General features: G+C 40.0%; 16 protein-coding genes. 13 read left to right on the forward strand and 3 right to left on the reverse strand.

Going from position 1 to position 18,869, the window contains the following annotated elements; all coding sequences use genetic code 11:
• Window positions 1–99: 99 nt before the first annotated feature.
• The gene (locus tag M3610_RS18685) at window positions 100–2,508 is read right to left on the reverse strand and encodes a M14 family metallopeptidase (RefSeq protein ID WP_251461326.1); all 2,409 of its coding nucleotides are present in this window, start codon (window positions 2,506–2,508) and stop codon (window positions 100–102) included.
• 649 nt (window positions 2,509–3,157) lie between these two features.
• Between M3610_RS18685 and M3610_RS18690 the strand changes: the two genes are divergently transcribed.
• The 3 genes from M3610_RS18690 to M3610_RS18700 all read left to right on the forward strand — a co-directional run bounded on the left by M3610_RS18690 (window position 3,158) and on the right by M3610_RS18700 (window position 5,538).
• A complete protein-coding gene (locus M3610_RS18690; RefSeq protein ID WP_098571011.1) occupies window positions 3,158–4,234 on the forward strand; it encodes a DUF2157 domain-containing protein in 1,077 nt (358 codons plus the stop codon).
• Window positions 4,227–4,757 carry a GDYXXLXY domain-containing protein gene (locus tag M3610_RS18695; RefSeq protein WP_251461328.1) on the forward strand — a complete coding sequence of 177 codons (531 nt, stop codon included), beginning with the start codon at window positions 4,227–4,229 and terminating at the stop codon, window positions 4,755–4,757. The genes M3610_RS18690 and M3610_RS18695 overlap by 8 nt, the downstream gene beginning before the upstream one ends.
• Before the next feature lie 226 nt (window positions 4,758–4,983).
• Window positions 4,984–5,538, forward strand: coding sequence for a biotin transporter BioY (locus M3610_RS18700; protein WP_251461411.1), 555 nt, complete (start codon window positions 4,984–4,986; stop codon window positions 5,536–5,538).
• A gap of 216 nt (window positions 5,539–5,754) precedes the next feature.
• Here the strand turns inward: M3610_RS18700 and M3610_RS18705 are convergent, their stop codons facing one another.
• The gene (locus tag M3610_RS18705) at window positions 5,755–6,702 is read right to left on the reverse strand and encodes an iron-hydroxamate ABC transporter substrate-binding protein (RefSeq protein ID WP_098571008.1); all 948 of its coding nucleotides are present in this window, start codon (window positions 6,700–6,702) and stop codon (window positions 5,755–5,757) included.
• Window positions 6,703–7,077: 375 nt separating this feature from the next.
• On the opposite strand from M3610_RS18705, the gene M3610_RS18710 reads away from it, so the two are divergent.
• Genes M3610_RS18710 through M3610_RS18725 form a run of 4 tightly spaced genes read left to right on the forward strand, consistent with a single transcriptional unit; the run spans window position 7,078 to window position 10,910 of the window.
• Window positions 7,078–8,034 (forward strand): FecCD family ABC transporter permease, encoded by a 957-nt coding sequence (locus M3610_RS18710; protein WP_251461414.1) that lies wholly within the window; start codon window positions 7,078–7,080, stop codon window positions 8,032–8,034.
• Window positions 8,034–9,053: a FecCD family ABC transporter permease gene (locus M3610_RS18715; RefSeq protein ID WP_251461330.1), complete on the forward strand. Its 1,020-nt coding sequence runs from the start codon at window positions 8,034–8,036 to the stop codon at window positions 9,051–9,053. The genes M3610_RS18710 and M3610_RS18715 overlap by 1 nt, the downstream gene beginning before the upstream one ends.
• An 18-nt stretch (window positions 9,054–9,071) precedes the next feature.
• A complete protein-coding gene (locus M3610_RS18720; RefSeq protein WP_251461332.1) occupies window positions 9,072–9,896 on the forward strand; it encodes an ABC transporter ATP-binding protein in 825 nt (274 codons plus the stop codon).
• A gap of 18 nt (window positions 9,897–9,914) precedes the next feature.
• Window positions 9,915–10,910, forward strand: coding sequence for an NAD(P)/FAD-dependent oxidoreductase (locus M3610_RS18725; RefSeq protein ID WP_251461334.1), 996 nt, complete (start codon window positions 9,915–9,917; stop codon window positions 10,908–10,910).
• Window positions 10,911–11,034: 124 nt separating this feature from the next.
• Here the strand turns inward: M3610_RS18725 and M3610_RS18730 are convergent, their stop codons facing one another.
• The gene (locus M3610_RS18730) at window positions 11,035–12,237 is read right to left on the reverse strand and encodes an MFS transporter (RefSeq protein ID WP_251461336.1); all 1,203 of its coding nucleotides are present in this window, start codon (window positions 12,235–12,237) and stop codon (window positions 11,035–11,037) included.
• Window positions 12,238–12,565: 328 nt separating this feature from the next.
• On the opposite strand from M3610_RS18730, the gene M3610_RS18735 reads away from it, so the two are divergent.
• The 6 genes from M3610_RS18735 to M3610_RS18760 all read left to right on the forward strand — a co-directional run bounded on the left by M3610_RS18735 (window position 12,566) and on the right by M3610_RS18760 (window position 18,798).
• Window positions 12,566–12,946 carry a GntR family transcriptional regulator gene (locus M3610_RS18735; protein ID WP_251461344.1) on the forward strand — a complete coding sequence of 127 codons (381 nt, stop codon included), beginning with the start codon at window positions 12,566–12,568 and terminating at the stop codon, window positions 12,944–12,946.
• The gene (locus tag M3610_RS18740) at window positions 12,943–13,845 is read left to right on the forward strand and encodes an ATP-binding cassette domain-containing protein (RefSeq protein WP_251461346.1); all 903 of its coding nucleotides are present in this window, start codon (window positions 12,943–12,945) and stop codon (window positions 13,843–13,845) included. The genes M3610_RS18735 and M3610_RS18740 overlap by 4 nt, the downstream gene beginning before the upstream one ends.
• Entirely contained in the window at window positions 13,823–14,575 is a 753-nt protein-coding gene (locus M3610_RS18745; protein WP_180229931.1) for a hypothetical protein, read from the forward strand. The genes M3610_RS18740 and M3610_RS18745 overlap by 23 nt, the downstream gene beginning before the upstream one ends.
• Before the next feature lie 2 nt (window positions 14,576–14,577).
• Window positions 14,578–15,297, forward strand: coding sequence for a hypothetical protein (locus M3610_RS18750; RefSeq protein ID WP_251461348.1), 720 nt, complete (start codon window positions 14,578–14,580; stop codon window positions 15,295–15,297).
• A gap of 164 nt (window positions 15,298–15,461) precedes the next feature.
• The gene (locus tag M3610_RS18755; protein WP_285851353.1) at window positions 15,462–17,021 is read left to right on the forward strand and encodes a response regulator transcription factor; all 1,560 of its coding nucleotides are present in this window, start codon (window positions 15,462–15,464) and stop codon (window positions 17,019–17,021) included.
• Between the two features lie 13 nt (window positions 17,022–17,034).
• Window positions 17,035–18,798, forward strand: a complete 1,764-nt coding sequence (locus tag M3610_RS18760; RefSeq protein ID WP_251461350.1) for a sensor histidine kinase — start codon at window positions 17,035–17,037, stop codon at window positions 18,796–18,798.
• The last annotated feature ends 71 nt before the right edge of the window (window positions 18,799–18,869 follow it).

Genomic DNA, 18,869 nt, shown 5'->3' on the forward strand with positions numbered 1-18,869 from the left:
GAAGGCCTGGTTCAGTGAGATGAACCAGGCCTTTTTGTTGTACTTGATCCTAAGAAAAATAAAAAAGAGCTGACCCCAAAAGGTCAGCCCATTCCTAAATTACTTGATTGTAATTGTAGCAGAATTATAGTTACTCTTATCTTTACTGATTGGGTTATAATTCTTCTCAATGTTTCCTGCTGCGTCCACAGAGAACCATTTCAAGGTTGTCGTTTTTGCAATTTTTAGAGCTTCGGCATCTTCACGAACTCCGCTTAAATTAATTTTAGCAGATTCAAAGGTAGGGCGGCTGCCGTCAAGGGTGTAATAAATAGTTGCAGGCTCACTAGTCTCGAAGGTAACATCTACTGGTCCAGTGAATTTCCCGCCGCCGGGTACAACTTTGGAAGTTGGACGCTGATGATCTTTCGACTGATTATAAGCTACTTTAAACATACCTATTAAACCGTTGGCAAATTCCATGGCTTCTTCGTGACCTTCTTCAAAAGATGGCTGGAAGCCAACTGGTTTCCACTTTTGTGTTTCCTTATCCCATAAATCTGCTCCTACTTCGAAATCCCAAGCATAGATCCCTTTTTCATACCATAGGTAGTCAGCGGAATTTCCTGCTGCAGAGTAAAGAACATCTGGAACTGGGCCCGTACGGCTCGGTAGAATAACTGTACCTCGATAATCCTGAATATCGTTTAGAATCGTATCGGAAGCGGCCCAGTAGAAGGCTTCCTCACCGGCAGTTGGACGTGGCAGCGTGGTACGATTTGCATCGTAGGCACCAGGTGACCACATAAAGTAACCCCCATAGCTATGAATATTCATGGCAAATTTAATGTTAGGATTTTCATCGGCTAACCAAACTATGTTTTTAGCTTCTGGTTCGGAGGTTTCAGCAGGGCCTGCAAAGGTTCCGCTAGTGCAATTTGTTGTGGATGCGCCTACAAATCCGTCAAATGCTGATCCGACAGAATGGTTTCGGTTAATATCGACTCCCCAATTGTTACGATTGTTAGGGTCCGATTGTGCAGGCCCACAATAATTGGTCATATTTTTTCGCTGCATATTGTAATCATAGAATGTGTAATGTGCACCGTCGGGATTGGTAGACGGCACTAGGAAAATATCCAAATTATCTACAAGCTTTTTTGTTTCGCCATCGTGAGCGTAGTTACGGAGTAACCGCTCGGCTGTTTCGATTGTAACGAGTGGTGTAACCCATTCTCGAGCGTGTTCTTGAGCATACCCCAATACTCCTGGCTTGGAGCCGTCACGATGTTTCCCGATACGAATCGCTTTTACTGTAAAAGGATCACGAGAAATATTTGCTGGTGCTATTAAACCGTCCGTTAATTTCACAGTAGCGGATGAAACTGTTCCTGTCCCAGCGTTGCCGCGATATGTATTCGCGGTGATGAGTGCACTTGCAGAAGAATCAGCATTTATCGCATCCACCACTTGTTTTGCTGTACTAATGATCTGACCAGAAGAGTTATTTGCTAAATCGACGAGAACTTTCTTCCCTTCGACATTAATTTTTAAGGACGAATCATTACTTCCGGGGTTCTTGAATTCTACTGAAATATCATTACCGCCTTCATGGCCCCATGCTTTGGATGTAACGACAACAGAGTTTTCCTGAGTGCTGCCGATTTGGGCTTGTGCAAGGCGTCTGTATCCATTTGTTTTATTAGGCATTTCAATAATATCTACTAAATCAGGGAACTCTTTTGCTAGATTTTCAGCTCGTTCATATAATTCAGTTGGATCCATATAATGGTCAACAAAATCTTTAACATAGTGTGTTTGCGGATTCCCAGGCTTGTCCTTACCAAGCCATTCTGTAACTGCACTTGAAGCTGCTCCGCCAAGGCTGCTTTCTAACTTTACAGAGGCTGGAATCGTGCTCACGGGTACTTCAAGATAGTGATATAAGTATTCACCAGCATCTACCTTTCTGGAAAGTGTGGCCGACTTTTCAACGCCGTTCTCTGTCCAAGTGGCTGTTAATGCGGTGCTGGCTGAAGCACCTGCAGTTGATTTCGCCTCGATATAGAGGAAGGTTTCAGATTGGTTTGTGTAGTGATTGGCGCGAAGGATTTTAAGTGAATCTTCAGCAGCCGTCAAGTTTGTCTCTTGTTGTAAAGCGGCTTCTCTCTCCGCAGCTCTGGTCTTCCACTGTTTTTCTGTGACCAGTGTGTCTTTCACCTTTATTCCGAATGTTTTTAACATGGAAATCTCTGTGGGTGTGACTACTGCATCCACTTCAAAAATTCCGTTGTTTTCACTGGCGCGGTGAGTGAGGTCAATGCCAAGCTCCAATAGTTTATCCTTTGCATTCTGATTAGGAACCTCTAATTGAACAATTGAAAAGGATTCCTCCTTTGGCAGCGGTAGATCGGGTTGACCAACTGCGCTGGTCGGTGTACTAAAGTCTGGATAAAATACCGAAAAGCCTAATCCGGTCATGGCAGTCATGACCATTAAATTCTTTTTCCATTTTTGTCTCTTTTTCACGGAATTACGACGCCTCCTGATTCATAACTAAATTTTGATGATACAAGCCAATATTAAAGTTAATTTTCAGAATACCTTGTCGAAATGCCTAAGTCGTATCCAAAATTCGTCCTACAAAAATTTCGTTGTTCGAAGAATTGAATGTTATATTAGTAGATTAATTATTTAGGAAAATTTATCCATTAAAAAAGTTTTAGGTCAAGGAGAAAACTGTCGATTTTAGGGGGGCCTATGAGTATAAGTGAACTATCGCATAATACTATTATGACAAAATCCCTCTTTATAATGATTTAATATCCTGTCTAATGTTGTCGTATCTTATAAGTTTTTGGAGATACTTTTTTTGGCGATTCATAAGGAATTTTACATAAATGTAAATATTTAAACTATATAAAGAACTTTACTAGATTTTATAAAGAACAACCATACTGTAAATTTAATCCGGTCTGTTTATTATCGAACGATAGGAATTATAGCAATGCCTTATTGATTCACCAATAAACAAGGACTTTCTTGTGTCACAAGTCGAGCACTATTTTTTAAAAGGATATAAATACTACTTGTCGAATAAACTTAATTGTATAGAAATTGTTTGGAAATAGCTGTAGGGAGCAATTATAAAAAGTAGATACGAAAAGGGGTGGGATGGTTGACGAAGCGTATTATAAAACAAAATGAGTTGAATTTTTTAAAGCGTGAGCTTAAGTACCTAGAAGATTCAGAGATTCTGCCAGCAAGCATGGCCCATGAGATAGAAGAAATTTACGAGGTTCAAAAACTTTCATTTACGAAAACACTTTTGTATGTTGGAACGGTTTTAATTGGAGCTGGTGTGCTCAGTTTTATCGCAAGCAATTGGGATGAAATAGGAAGAACGGTGAAACTTCTTTTAATCATCGTTTTGTTTGCAGCCTGTAATCTTACGGGGTATAAAATGGAGAAGAACTTTCCAAAGACGTCAAGGAGCCTTTATTATTTAGGCTGTCTGGTATTTGGTGCGGGGATTTTTCTTGTCGAGCAAATGTTTCATCTCGGAACCAATTCTCAAAATGCCTTTTTATGGTGGTCGCTGGGGATCTTGCCATTGTCTTGGGTACTGCGGGATAAATGGATTCTTCTAGCATCTTCCCTTTTCGTCCTCAAATACATGCTTGATGGGCAATATCTTCAAGGTATAAATATTCCTTATTGGACACTGCTGTGGATTGCTGCAATATATATACTTAATGAAAAAATAGGTTTTTCAAAGTTGACTGGTTTTGTCAATGGCTTACTTTCGCTGGCACTTATCGGCACGATTATTAGTTACTTTATCAATCCGTATGATAATTATGATGATTTTGCCTACGTGTACGGTCTAATCTATTTGATCATTGGAGTCGCACTTGTCCTTTCGAAAGGGAAAGTTAAAGATACTTACGTTGTATTAGGATACCTCGTCCATGGTGCGGCCGCACTGTTGTTATCTTTTGAAGATAGCTGGCCGCTCGATTGGCTGTATATTCCTTTTTCTATCCTCTACCTGATTTATGTATTGTATTTAATCAATAGAGGAAGCCTGCTCAGTATCATTATACTTTGCGTAATGATTTTCCGTTTTTACCTTGATTTATCCCTTGAGTTTTTACCAAAATCGTTTGTCTTTATCATTGGAGGAATCCTGTTGCTAGGTTTCGGCTTTTATTTTGAAAAACAAAGGAAAAAAGGGGTGAATGTGCATGAATAAGCGGGCAAAACAGTTAGTATTAGCTTGTTGCGTGCCTGTGCTCATTCTATTAGGCATGTGCGTCAAGCCCCTTTATACCCTGTTAACGGGCGAAGAAATGATTCTTCAAACGAAACCATTGGATCCATCTGATGTATTTAGAGGCGATTATGTGACTCTAAGGTATGAAGCAGAAGAGGTGCCGATAAAATTGTTGGAACAACCAGTGCTCACAAGATTGCAGGACCGTGGTGGAGAGTTTGAGGTATACGTTCTAATGAAGAAAAAGAATGGGGTCCACACACCTATTAAAGTCACCCTTACTAAACCGAATAAGGGAGAATTCCTCAATGGAACGATCAGCTATATCGATAAAGACAACCAAGGCCAAGAAATTGCCATTATCCGATACGGTTTGGATAACTACTACCTTGAGGACAACACAGGCACAGAATGGGAAAAAGCCTCAGCAAAAGGAGAAATACTAGCAAACCTAAAAGTAAACAATGGCTACGCCATCCTGAAGGATATTACAACGAAGTAAATAAGTGTTGGAAGTGGGTGTCAGGCACCATGCGTGGACAAATCTAACATTTTGTCCGTGTGGAGAGGATAGGGAGCCTCTTTGGTGCCTGACACTTTTTATTGTTAACCTTAAATTAAAAATAGTTGACAATATAGTGCGTCACCCTTTATTTTAAAGTTATAACAATTTATTGGGGTGGGAGTATGAATCGTAAATTAAGACGTTGGATTTAACGCTAGTGGGAATGTTTGTGGCGCTTATGGCAATAGGGGCTAACATCACCTCTTTGGTACCCTTTATGGTGGTGGGCGGAGTTCCAATTACACTGCAAACTTTCTTTGCTATTTTAGCAGGTGCAATTTTGGGGAGCCGCTTAGGATCAATAGCTATGATTGTTTATATGCTAGTAGGACTTGTGGGCGTTCCTGTTTTTTCTAGATTTGGTGCAGGACCTTCCACATTTTTCAGTCCCACCTTCGGCTTTATTTTATCGTATATTTTCACAGCGTTTATTATTGGTAAAATCGTTGAAAAGAAGAAAACTGTGCCAGCCTTTATTATTGCGTCCCTAATCGGAATGGCTGTGAACTACCTCTTCGGTACAAATTGGATGTATTTTGCCTACAAGCTTTGGGCAGCTGCACCAGAAGGATTTACTTACAAAATGGCCTGGTTATGGATGGTAGTGCCTCTGCCAAAGGACATCCTTTTAGCAGTCTTAGCAGGAATCATGGCTCACCGGCTCGAAAAATCAGTACTATCCAAAGGGCAATTTAAACATTTAAAGCGTGTTTCCTAAGATGCATTGGCCCAATTCACAAACGTCCACCAAGTGTGGACGTTTGTATTTTTGTGGTGCCTGACACCCGCTGAAATACTCAGGGTTAAATTTCAGCTGCTTTGGATTTGGATTTTCGTTCCGTTGTCATTGATGAAGCTTAATATATTGGAGGATTGATAATAGGTAAAAGGCGTCATCCTAACATTGGATGACGCCTTTCTGGCATTTTGACTATTACTTTTTAAGGGCATTTACTACTTCATCAATTGTTTTTTCACTTGCTTTTAGACCGTTGATAGTCCAGTTGCTAGGGTCATTCATTTCATATACATGTCCATTTTTTACGGCATCAAGGCCGTTCCAGATGGAGCTTTTTGCTAAAATATCTAACCCAGCTTCGCCTTTTTTGCTGAGAAGGAAGATGTGGTCTGCTTTGATTTCTGGTAATTTTTCCAGAGCAATTGGATCCCACTGGATAGCAGCTCCGCCAAGACTTTCAACGAATGCAGGTTGTTTAATGCCTAAATCCCCATAAAGGACATTGGCACTGAAACGATTGTTTTCCATTAAATAAAACTTATCGGCCATAACCCAAAGAATAGCTGCTGATTCATCGCCAATAGCATCATGAACTTTTGTTTTCGCATCTGCTACTTTCGTATCGTAATTGGCTAAAGCCTCTTTTGCTTCTTTCTGTTTACTTAAGATTTCACCCATTTGGGTCAGTTGTTTACGCCAATCAGCATATACTTCGTCCTTATAAACGTAGGTAGGAGCGATTTTTTTATACTCTTCATATTGTCCTTTTTGAATGGCATTTGGAGAACTGAAGATAATTAAATCTGGGTTGTAGTTGATTACTTGTTCTAGAGGGAGATCCCAGCCGATTTTGGGCACTTCCTTTAACTCTGGCTGTAAATAATCTAAGACCGTATCACCTATTGACCATTGTGCAGCAGGTCTTACCCCTAATGCCACGAGTGAATCCTCTAAATAAGGAGCGATGATTCGTTTTGGATTAGCAGGGATTGTCACTTCACCCTTCGCATCCGTTAATGTCACCTCTGCATTTCCCTTTTCTGTAGTCTTTTCTGTTTTTGTATTATCAGAATTACTGCAAGCACTTACCAAAATTAACATCAGTAATAGCGTAAAAGATAAATAAAAGCGCTTTTTAAGCATGAATAAACCTCCTATGATCGTGAATACCTATTATAATGGTAATGATAATCATTTTCATTTGAAGTGTCAATCAACAAACCTCTTTAATATAGGTAAATTTGTGAAAAATGTTTGAAGGATAAATCTGGGAGTTGCTTTTATACTGTAAACGTATTGAAAAATAAGTGGTTACTCTCTATACTTAATGATAATGATTATCAATTCTTTTGCTATTTTTATTACCGATTTAATAATATACCCAATTTTTCGTTTTTTATCAGATAGAGGTGTTAGTTTTTGACTGGAAAAGCAAAGCAGCACGAAGGCGATTCGTTAGCTCTTCATCATAAAAGTTTAAGAACATCCATTAAAGGGACCTTCGTATTAATCGCCGGAATGATACTAATCCTAATTTCAATGGGATTATCTATTGCTTACGGTGCAGCGGATATAAAAATGGCTACTGTTTGGGAGGCTGTCTCCCATTTTAATCCTGAGATGACCACACATCAAATTATTCAAGAAATTCGGATGCCAAGAGCGATCGGTGCTGTATTAGTTGGGGCATTCCTTGCTGTTTCGGGTGCGGTAATGCAAGGTTTAACACGTAATCCTCTCGCCTCTCCTTCCATCATGGGTGTGACAGATGGGGCAGCTTTTGCATTGGTCATCACCCTTGCCTTTATTCCAACCGCGACAATGATGGGGTTGACCTTTTCATCCTTTGTAGGGGCAGGTCTTGGCGTAATCCTCGTTTTTACGATTGGAGCTTTTTCAAAGGGAGGATTGACCCCAGTAAAACTCGCCCTGGCCGGGGTGGCAGTGGGTTCGATGCTAAGTGCATTCTCAAGCGCCATTGCTCTCCATACACAAGTGGCAAAGGACATGAGCTTTTGGTATGCAGGAGGATTAACAACGGTTACTTGGGAATCCGTTAAGATTCTATTGATCACAGGAGGATTTGGAATATTACTCGCCCTTTATATTTCAAAGTCAATCACCATCCTAAGCCTAGGAGAAGAAGTTTCTAAAGGGCTTGGACAAAATACACTTTTAGTAAAATCACTCGGTGTGATTGTTGTATTAATACTAACCGGTGCTGCTGTATCGATAGCCGGTGCTATAGGTTTTATCGGACTGGTGATTCCACACATTACCCGATTCATTATAGGTTCAGATTACCGTTGGATTATTCCAATTTCCGCTGTACTTGGAGGATTGTTACTCGTTCTTGCTGATATTGCAGCAAGAATGGTGAATGCCCCGTTTGAAACACCTGTAGGAGCTGTAACGGCAATCATCGGTGTTCCTTTCTTTTTATACCTGGCTCGTGGGGAAAGGAGAGGGCTGTAATGAATCAATCGAAAGCAAAACAGAAAAAATTTATCGTCCTAATTAGTCTTTTATTTATCTTAACTATTATCACTTTTATCATAAGTTTAAACCTTGGAGTCGTACGGATTGCACCCATCGATGTTTTCAAGACATTAATGGGGCAGGGAACGGCCCGTGACCAACTCGTTTTAATTGACTTTAGGTTGCCTAGAATGGTTTTGGCTCTATTAATTGGTGCAGGACTAGCAGTCTCTGGCGCTATTTTACAAGGTGTGACCAAAAATGAACTGGCGGATCCTGGAATATTAGGGATAAATACAGGAGCCGGATTCATGGTCATCTTATTTATCTACTTTTTTCAAGGCTCTATGAACAGTGTGAGCACACTCGGCATTTTCTTAATGCCATTGTTCGCATTAGTAGGAGCGGTACTTGCGGCTTTTCTAATTTACGTATTGGCATGGAAAAAGGGAATTGATCCCGTTCGGTTAATTTTAGTCGGAATTGGTGTGAATTCAGGATTTGGTGCTGCCATTGTAATTTTTCAGCTCAAAATGAATCCACAAGACTTCATGCAGGCAGCTGTCTGGCTTTCTGGTGATATTTGGGGAACGAATTGGAAATTTGTCGCCATTCTCGCTCCGTTAATTTTGCTGCTTATTCCTTTTGCTTTATACAAAGCACACATCCTTAATATTATGAATTTAGGTGACCAGGTCGCGACGGGCTTAGGCATTCATGTAGAAAAAGAAAGAAGAATCTTGCTTCTAGCAGCAGTGGCGCTAGCAGGATTTAGTGTCGCGGCTGGGGGAGGAATTGCTTTTCTAGGCTTAGTTGCTCCGCATATTGCGAAACGATTAATTGGGCCAAAGCACCAGTTATTTTTGCCGCTTACTGCCGTTTTAGGGTCGTTTGTGCTTTTATTGGCTGATACCATAGGCAAAAACCTGCTTGCCCCAACCCAAATACCGGTTGGAATTGTAGTGGCAATATTTAGTGCACCATATTTTATTTTCTTACTTATGAAAGCCAAATAAAAAAAGGGGGAACGGATTGTGGTTTCACTTTCTACCGAGAATCTTCAGATTGGTTATGGAGACAAGATAATCGTTGAAAACTTGAATTTACACATAAAAAAAGGAGAGATTACCACGATAATTGGCGCCAATGGCTGTGGGAAATCTACCATATTAAAAACATTAGCCCGTGTCCATGCAGCCAAATCTGGAATCGTCTATTTAGATGGAAAGATGATTCACAAGGTCCCAACAAAAGAAATCGCTAGGAAAATGGCTGTTCTTCCGCAAAGCCCCGAGGCACCCAATGGATTAACAGTCTATGAATTGATTTCATTTGGACGTTCCCCACATCAAAGTGGGTTTGGCAGACTAACAGATAACGACAGACAGGTGATTGAATGGGCGCTAGAGGTTACCGGACTTGGTCAATTTGCTGACCATCCAGTTGATGCCCTTTCCGGCGGCCAGCGGCAGCGCGCTTGGATCGCCATGGCCATTGCCCAAGAAACGGATCTCTTGCTGCTTGATGAGCCAACCACTTACCTTGATATGGCGCACCAGTTAGAGATTTTACAGCTGCTAGAAAAATTAAATAAGGAACAAAGCCGGACAATTGTAATGGTCATTCACGATTTGAACCATGCGTCACGGTTTTCCCATCATATGGTTGCATTAAGTAAGGGAACAATTATCAAAGAGGGAACCGCAGACGAAGTCATGACACCTGATGTATTAAAAACGGTCTTTCAAATCGATGCTGAAATTGTTAAAGATCCACGGACGAAGAAACCAGTCTGTCTTTGCTATGATTTAATTGAAAAAGTGCCGGAGTTAGACAATCGAAAAATCATGAATTTCTAGTGAAATGGGATAGATGGGATGGGGGATGAAATGAAATTATACGATGTTACCATTATCGGTGGTGGCCCAGTTGGCTTATTTACCGCTTTTTATTGTGGAATGAGAGAGATGGAAACAAAAATAATTGAGTTTCTGCCATACTTAGGGGGGAAGGTTTCCTACTTCTATCCAGAAAAGGTGATCCGCGATATTGGCGGGATACCGGCTGTTTCAGGAGAAAGCTTAATTAAACAGCTAGTAGAACAGGCGCAAACCTTTGATCCGACAATTGTTTTAAATCAACAAGTAGTCGGGTTAGAAAGGTTAGCAGATGGGACGTTCCTCTTAACAAGTCACAATGGCGAGAAACACCATACCAGGTCTATTATCTTAGCGACTGGATTCGGTACATTAAAAAGTGCCAAACTTGACGTAGAACATGCTGATCAATATGAAGGACGTAACCTGCGTTATGCAGTCGAAAAGCTCAATGACTACAAAGATAAACATGTGCTTATTTCTGGTGGTGGTAATTCGGCTGTTGATTGGGCGAACGAGCTGCTCCCGATTGCACGTCATATTACCGTGGTGCATCGAAGGCATGAGTTTTCTGGACTTGAGCGAAACATCAGTAACTTGCGGAAATCAACTGCGACCATCTTGACACCGCATGTTTTGGATGCTTTACATGGGGCAGATGGACGGATTGAGGGTGTGACCGTTAAGGATATTGAAACAAACGACACTAAGACCATTGACGTGGACGAAGTTCTCGTCAATCACGGCTTCTGTATTGACCTAGGCCCTATCAAGGGATGGGGATTAGAATTCGAATACGGAAACATCAAGGTGGACAGTAGGATGCAAACCAATATCGAGGGAATCTTTGCAGCTGGAGACGTCGCAAACTACCAAAACAAACTACACCTGATAGCGGGCGGATTCTCCGAAGGCCCCACCGCCGTCAATAGCGCGAAAGCATACATAGAACCCGAAAAAGAACTAAAGCCCATCTATTCCACCACCCATTTTTAAACGGCTGATATAAGTGGAGTCATTAGTGGTGTCAGGCACCACGCGTGGACATTTGTCCTCTTAGGGAGGACGTTTAGCTATAAAGCAGGCAACATCCAATATGTCGGATGTTGCCTGTTTGTTGTTATGTGTTTTGTTTGACTGGGCGGGATTGAAGGTATTTATGCCTGGTATAAAAGAGTGTGGTCATGATTATAGATATGCCGCCGAACAGTACGCACATAAGCTGTAGGCCGATTAGGTCTAGGAGAAAGCCGCTAATGAGCAGGACAATCTGAAAGGTAACACGGTCTAGCATGTTTCTAAATGAAAAAAAGCGGCCATGGAACTCTTTTGGTATCTTTGTTTGAAAAATGGTCGCAGCTGTCGGGAAAAAACAGCCGACAGAAAATCCAAAAAAGGCAAAAGCCACGACAGATAATACCGGTACATCAGCTAAATAGAGAAGCAGCTGGGAACCCCCAATCAAAAACGAACAAGCAAATAAGATGATGTAGGGGGATATCCGGCCACTAATCAACTTAATGAGAAAAGCGCCAAGCATAAAAGAGATTCCCTCTGTTGTGTAAATCCAGCCTTTTATGGCTGAACTGTCTTGAAGTTCACTAATGTTAATAACCACAAGGTTAAATCCACCAAGAAAGAGGACCGGGATGAGAGTCATGATAAGCGTCATCAAGACAATTGGCAGACCCTTAATAATTGGAAAAACGTCTTTAAAGCTTGTTTTTTCAGTGCGACTATTCTTTGCTATCAGAAGATCCTTTGATTCATCAATATTTAAGAACCAAGTTAGGATAAATAAACCTATATACGCTACGAGAGAACCAACATAAAGCATCGATAAAGGCAGAATAACCAACAAAATTCCAGCTACCGCTGTGCCGATAATACGGGAAAGTGTTGAAACATTCATATGAATACCATTTAGTTGAAGCAAATCCTTTTCGGACACGATAAGTGGCAGGGCTGCTTGTAGTGCTGGAAAATAAAATGCTGCAGAAATTTGCAGCAAGACAAGAAACACAACCATCCACCAGATCGAACCTGTTGCAATCGCAATTAACATGAAGACAACACTGACAGACCTTACAAATCCTGCCAGAAGCATAACCGTTTTCTTACTTACTTGGTCGGTAAGTCTGCCTGCATAGGGGCCAAACGCAACCCCGGCAAGCAAGCCTGCAGCAAGAAGAAGCGATTTTAAGAAGTCTGATGGGAGCTTCTCTTGCATAAATTCCAAATTACCAATCACACCGAGCCACAAACCAAGACCCGCAATAAATTCCCCTGTTAACAAAATCCAAACATTCTTATTCCGTAACATACACAGTTTCCCTCAATCCTCTACTCAAATCGTACAATCTGAAAATATAATACTATCAAAAATAGTAACAGAAAAGGGTGTCAGGCACCACTCATTGACAAATGTCTTTTTATGGTGCCTGACACCAAATGATGACACCAAATGATGACACCAAATGATGACACCAAATGATGACACCAAATGATGACACCAAATGATGACACCAAATGATTACACTAAGTGATTACACTAAATGAAAATATTGGTAATTAGCCCATTGTTTTTTATTTCCAATTATTATATACTACATTACAACACTAATGCACTATGTTGGGAGAGGAGTGATAGCTTGAATCTTAATTTGGATGGGACCAAGCCGATTTATCTACAGATATCGGAGTGGCTTGAGCGTGAGATTCTGAATGGTAATTTTGAAAGTGATCAGAAGATATACTCTCAATACCAACTGGCAGAAATCTTTAATATTAATCCAGCGACCGCGGCAAAAGGGCTCAACATATTAGCGGATGAAAATATCCTTTATAAAAAACGCGGTTTGGGCATGTTTGTAACCAGCGCTGCCAAAGAAATGATCCTGACCAAACGGAAGAATGAAACGTTAAGAAAGTTAGTTCAGGAAATTGTTCTTGAAGCGGAACGATTAAGCGTAAGTAAAGGAGAATTAATTGAAATGATTAAAGCGGCAGACTTAGGGGGGGAAGAGAAATGAGTGTCATCACGTGCAATGGATTAACCAAAAAGTACGGAAGAAATAAGGCATTAAATAACCTGTCATTTAGTATCGAAGAAAATAAAATTACCGGTCTAATTGGAAGAAATGGATCAGGGAAAACAACACTGCTAAAAATCATTGCAGGTCATCTAAAGGAGACATCAGGCGAGATAAAGGTGTTCTCCGAAAAGCCATTTAATAATCTAATGGTTTCGGCCAACATTATCTTTATTCATGACCAAATGAATCTGCCTGCAGCATTAAATCTTAAGGAAATCCTAGTTGTCGCGGCAAACTTTTATGAAAATTGGAATTCAGAGTTAGCTAATCGTCTTTTTGACTATTTCTCTTTTAACCCATCACACTATTATCAAGACCTCTCAAAGGGAATGAAAAGTACCTTCAATAGCATCTTAGGATTGTCTGCCCGGTGCCCATTAACACTTTTTGATGAACCGACCACGGGGATGGATGCAGGAGTCAGACATGATTTTTACCGTGCTATGCTCAAAGATTATATCTCCTATCCACGCTCTATTATTATTTCAAGCCATCATTTAAATGAAGTTGAGGATTTACTTGAAGATATCCTTTTAATTAAAGAAGGAAAAGAGCATCTTCATCTCCCGTCAGAAGACTTTAAGGAGTGGTCGATTGGAATGCAAGGAAAGACAGCTATCATCAATGAATGGACAGTAGATAAAGAAATCATTCACATAAGGTCCATCGGTCTTGACCAATCGTATGTTGTCGTGAGGAATCAGTTTTCTGAGCAAGAAGTGCAGAGGGCTCGTATCGCTGGGATTGAGCTTTCACCAGTTTCTGCTAGTGACTTGTGTGTCTATCTAACTAGTAAAACCGAAGGGGGAATTGATGATGTCTTTAACCACGGTTAGTCTAACTTCTATTGTGAAAAAACAATATTCCTATAAACTGAAAGCCTATGTTCAGGTGTTTTGGAACCTTGTTTTTCTCCAACTGCTGGCAATCCTTTTTTCACTAAACGGCGTGGGCATGTCGGGATCAAGCAGTGAAACACTTGAGGTGGAGGTTCATTATTATTCGGCTGATTTGGTGGCTTTCTTCACCATGCTATGGGGGTTTATCATAGCGATCATCATTACGACAAAAGCATATCGGAATGATGACTTCACCTTTGTCACTAACCGACTAAGCCATAACCTTTCTAATATACTGTTTTTGCTGACAGCAAGCATCATTGGCGGTCTGACAGCCATGCTGTCACCCAATTTACTGAAGGTGATAATGTATATCTTTGATCGTCAACTTATGGTTGCTAGTACAAGTCCAGCGGGTTCACTTAATGAATTTATATTAGGCATCTGCACAACAAGCCTTTATATTTTCCTATTTTGTGCGCTCGGATATTTGATCGGAACGCTTGTCCAGATTCATAAAGTATTCGTTGTCCTAGTGCCGGCGTTATTTTTCGGTGCCCTGTTTCTTGGCGGGGTTAGCGGGAATACAAGGATCGTGAGCAACTTCTTCGGATTTATCTTTACAGAATCTTCTATCCTATTATTTATGACCAAAATCATTATTAGTTGCACGCTGGTCTTTGCCAGTGCCCTTGTATTGTCAACCCGATTGGAGGTTAAACAATAACCATGATGAACATAGGGAGTCTATTACCCATTTTATTTATTCTCGTTATTATCTCCATCTTCACAGCCAAAGGTATAAGGAGGACAGTCAATAACAAGGGGAAATCTGTTTCCAGCTCTTGGGCCCGAAGGATTTTTGGAGGATATATATCACTATTACTCATCTGTACAATTGTGGTTCCGTTTATCAACGGAAAAGATATGACTGATTTAAAAAAAGCACCTATCGACGCTATAGAAAAAGAAGGGGCGACTTTATTCGATGCAGCTGCTGCAGGAAAAATTAATACCATCGGTAGAAACTCCATAGAGAAAAAATGGGATTTCGAGTATCGTGAGCCAAAACTTAATCTATCAGTTGGAACCGAAGAGTTTTTCGCGACACAGATTTTTGTAGAAAGAAAGAAAACGAATGATGATAAGATTGAAGCTGTGTACTATAGAACGAGATCAAGTGTAAATGACATGGATATCAGTAAGGTGATAAACCCAATCCGTCTGACATTAGCAGGGGATCTATTAACTTTACACAATTCAAAGAAAGCTAAACTTAATTTCTCCATCTTTAATCAGATCTTTCCGGTTACCCAATTTACGGGTGAGCCTTCGTTATTTCAACATCAATCTAGTTTTTATGAGGGTCAAAGCATTCTCTATTTGCGAATTCCGAAAGATCTGGAATTGAATAGCAAATCTGAAGTGAATATTCAGTTTGTAGAGTAAATTGGGTAGCCGTTTAGGCTATCTTTTTTTGTTGTAAACTAATCAAACGTTTAATTAAAGTGCAACTAATTGGTTCAATTTTTATGAAAAGGGATTGAGTTTGTTTATAGTATAATTAAAATATTGAAATCGAATTGTACAGGTCATCTTCTGGGGGGATTCCGTTGACAGTCGGGGAACTATGCCGAACACTTATTGTAGACGATGAAATGTTAATCAGACAAGGGATTAAGCACTATATCAATTGGGAACAAGAGGGTTTTATGATTGTTGGCGAGGCTTCAAACGGTCAAGAGGCCCTTGAATTAATCGAAGCTACCGATCCGCATATTATCATTACAGATATCGTGATGCCCATCATGGATGGGGAGGAATTAACCAGAATTGTGAAGGAAAGATATCCTCATAAAGAAATCATTATTTTAAGCAGTTTTGGCGAATTCGATTATGTCCGTTCCACCTTTCAAAGCGGTGTTGTTGATTATATATTAAAGCCGAAGCTTAACGCAGAAGGCCTTTTAAAGGCACTGAAAACGGCCGCTAATCGAATTCCTGCCTTTCAAAAAATGGACCAAAGATTAACAGGAAATCTCCCGATTGGGCAGATTATCGATAAACTTATTTCAGGATATGAAGTAAATTATAATCCAGCTTTAGTATCTCAGGCTTTTCCGTTTAGCCACTTTTGTTTAATCGGAGTAGATTTAAGAAACCGCCATCAATCTAAAAAAAGTACAGAATTCAAAACTAGTATCAAGAGGGAAATCGAAGAGGCATTTCAGCATAACAAAAGCCAAGCTGTTCTCGAGCCCTTAAGTTTGGAAGAAAACATCATTGGATACTTAATGAATATGAATATAGAGAATTTTCCCGAGGTCATTAAAATGGCCCGCCAACTTGATCAAAACATTCCGGGAATTAGTCTTGTTTTGACGGAGGCGTTTACCGACCTTTCATTAGTAGGGAACATGTACAAGGAAAGTCTTATAAAATTGTTAGATTATCGCTTTTATTTTTTCAATCAACCATTGTTAATGGTGCAGGATCTCCCTAACCTGCCTTCTAAACCTGAAAAATTTAATTTGGATTGGTTTACCGAGGAGTTAAAGCGAAAACATTTTGACTCAGCCTTTCAGTATTTACAAGAACATATCCAAGTCATGTCTTCTTGTTATACGATGGACGTCCTTGAATATAAAGCTTTCTTTGGCAACATTATTTTCAACATTACCATTCTCCTAAGTAATATGAAATATGATGTATCAGATCTGGAAAATGCGAAGTATTCCTATTTTCGATCGATTGATGAAGCGCCTTCAGCAACGGCTACAGTTGAATTATTGAATCATTTTATTGAAGAAGCGAAAAAATGCATTTTTTCGGTGCAAAGCGAGCCGGAGGATATCAATATGAAAAAATTAATGGAGTATATTGGAGAACACTATGCCGAGCCGCTTACCTTAACAGGCGTGGCAAAGCATTTTCATTTTAATCCATCATACCTTTCTAACTATTTTTCAACACATAGCAGGGAAGGATTTATCGAATATCTAAATCGAATCCGGATTGAGGAAGCGACGAAGCTGCTTATGGAGGGAACCGAATCGATCTCCGAAATTAGTGGAATGGTAGGTTACTCGGATCATAGCTATTTCTGTAAAGTTTTTAAGAAAATCAAGGGATTGTCTCCAAGCCAATACAAAAGACAGCAAAAACTAAGATAAGAGATGGTGAATTATGAGATTGATTCCCGAACGTTTTAAACATAACGGTTTATTTATCGTTATGTTTTTCATTACAGTTTTGATGATTATCACAGTTTCGATCACGATTACATGGACAACCATTCGGATGTCGGAGCAATTTTTTATTAAAAAGTTTAGCGTGACGAACTCAAAAGTAATGAATCAGGTAAAGGAGAGCTTCGAATCCTTTAATTATTCAGTCGTTCTTGCATCGAACAATCTCCTTCAAAGCACTACAATTAAAAAAGTTCTGATGTCGGAGGAATTCAGCAATAAAGAGAAGTTAAATGCCTATTTTAATACAGGTCAACAGTTAAAGCGGATCGAAACCAATTTAGATGCTTATGAGGAAAGCATTTTTGTTATGGGCAGAAACGGGTTCAGCTTTGCAACGGATCGTACGTACTGGCCAATTACGGATGAAGAGTTAAGGACTAGTGTCCTTACTAGTAATACGTTTAAGCAGCCGAAGAAGCTGATCTACCAATTGGACATGCGGAAGGATGGAACGAATCGCCAGTTCATTGTTGCATCAAAGGTGCTAATGGAGCGAATCAACGGTACGGTTTATGGTTCAATGTTTTTTGCGTTTGATGAACGTGAATTTAGAAGGTTCTTCACAAGCTATACAGGCCCCGGCAATAATGTGTTTGTTGTAGACAAGCAGGGTGTCATTGTGTCGAGCAATCTGTCAAAGCTCATTGGACAAGCACCAAAGGGCTTTCTGAGCTATGCAACTAAAATTGAAAAGAGCTCAGACCGTTATATTATTGATTCCTTTATGGGAAAGGATCAAATTATCTCAATGGAGTACCTTCCTTCTTTTGATATGTACTTGTTTAATATCATTGACAAGCAAAAAGCAGTCGGAGACCTAATTGATAAAAAAGCTATTGTGCTCATTTCGATGGGAATTGTCTTTGCGGCATTAATCATTGTCCTGCTCGCCACAAGGAGATTGACCAATTCATTATCAAGTCTGGTGAAGCAGATTGAAGATGCCTCAAAACATAATTTCCATCAATATGTCTCTGCAAGCGGCACCTATGAAACCATGAAAATTGGCAATGCCTTTAATTCCATGCTGGATGAGCTCCATCAGTATGTCGACCAGCTGGTAGAATCTCAAAAGCAGAAGCGTAATGCGGAATTAGCAGCACTTCAACAGCAAATCAATCCACATTTTTTGTACAATACGCTGACTTCCATAAAATTTATGGTGCAGCAGGGTAGTAAAGAAGAAACCGAAGCGACCATTAATGCATTGATCTCTTTGCTTCAAAATACAATTGGCAATGTCAGTGAGACAAATACGATTGGACAAGAAGTTGATAATTTAAAAAATTATGTCCTAATTAATCAAAAACGGTACGGCAATCGGATTAAAGTGAACTATTTTATCGCGCCAGATTGTATAGAGTATCATGTGCCCAAGCTGATTTTGCAGCCTTTTTTGGAAAATTCATTCTTCCACGGCTTCAATCATAAGCCTGGCGGGTACATCAATGTTCTTGTCTGGCAGGAGGAAAATGTATTAATCTGTGAAGTTGTTGATAATGGAGATGGTATGGAGGTTTCTTCTGAAAATAAACTCCCTAATACGAAGCGCAAACAACAAATGTTTTCCGGAATTGGCGTCCGGAATGTTCATGAGCGGATCCAACTTATTTACGGGGAACAGTATGGGGTCACGATATCCAGCGAATTAGGTGAAGGGACAAAGGTACGACTGGAGCTTCCGATTTCCATAAAGTAAAAATAGTCATAAAATCTAAAAATAATCCAAATGAATTAAATGGAAGCGTGTTCATGTTACAAAGATATTAC

Source organism: Neobacillus sp. MER 74 (assembly GCF_023714155.1).

Coding starts and splice junctions, on each gene's coding strand:
- M3610_RS18695 (WP_251461328.1), top strand. CDS start 4,227: ATGAATAAGCGGGCAAAACAGTTAGTATTAGCTTGTTGCGTGCCTGTG.
- M3610_RS18700 (WP_251461411.1), top strand. CDS start 4,984: ATGTTTGTGGCGCTTATGGCAATAGGGGCTAACATCACCTCTTTGGTA.
- M3610_RS18705 (WP_098571008.1), bottom strand. CDS start 6,702: ATGCTTAAAAAGCGCTTTTATTTATCTTTTACGCTATTACTGATGTTA.
- M3610_RS18710 (WP_251461414.1), top strand. CDS start 7,078: ATGATACTAATCCTAATTTCAATGGGATTATCTATTGCTTACGGTGCA.
- M3610_RS18715 (WP_251461330.1), top strand. CDS start 8,034: ATGAATCAATCGAAAGCAAAACAGAAAAAATTTATCGTCCTAATTAGT.
- M3610_RS18725 (WP_251461334.1), top strand. CDS start 9,915: ATGGGGGATGAAATGAAATTATACGATGTTACCATTATCGGTGGTGGC.
- M3610_RS18730 (WP_251461336.1), bottom strand. CDS start 12,237: ATGTTACGGAATAAGAATGTTTGGATTTTGTTAACAGGGGAATTTATT.
- M3610_RS18740 (WP_251461346.1), top strand. CDS start 12,943: ATGAGTGTCATCACGTGCAATGGATTAACCAAAAAGTACGGAAGAAAT.
- M3610_RS18745 (WP_180229931.1), top strand. CDS start 13,823: ATGATGTCTTTAACCACGGTTAGTCTAACTTCTATTGTGAAAAAACAA.
- M3610_RS18750 (WP_251461348.1), top strand. CDS start 14,578: ATGATGAACATAGGGAGTCTATTACCCATTTTATTTATTCTCGTTATT.
- M3610_RS18760 (WP_251461350.1), top strand. CDS start 17,035: ATGAGATTGATTCCCGAACGTTTTAAACATAACGGTTTATTTATCGTT.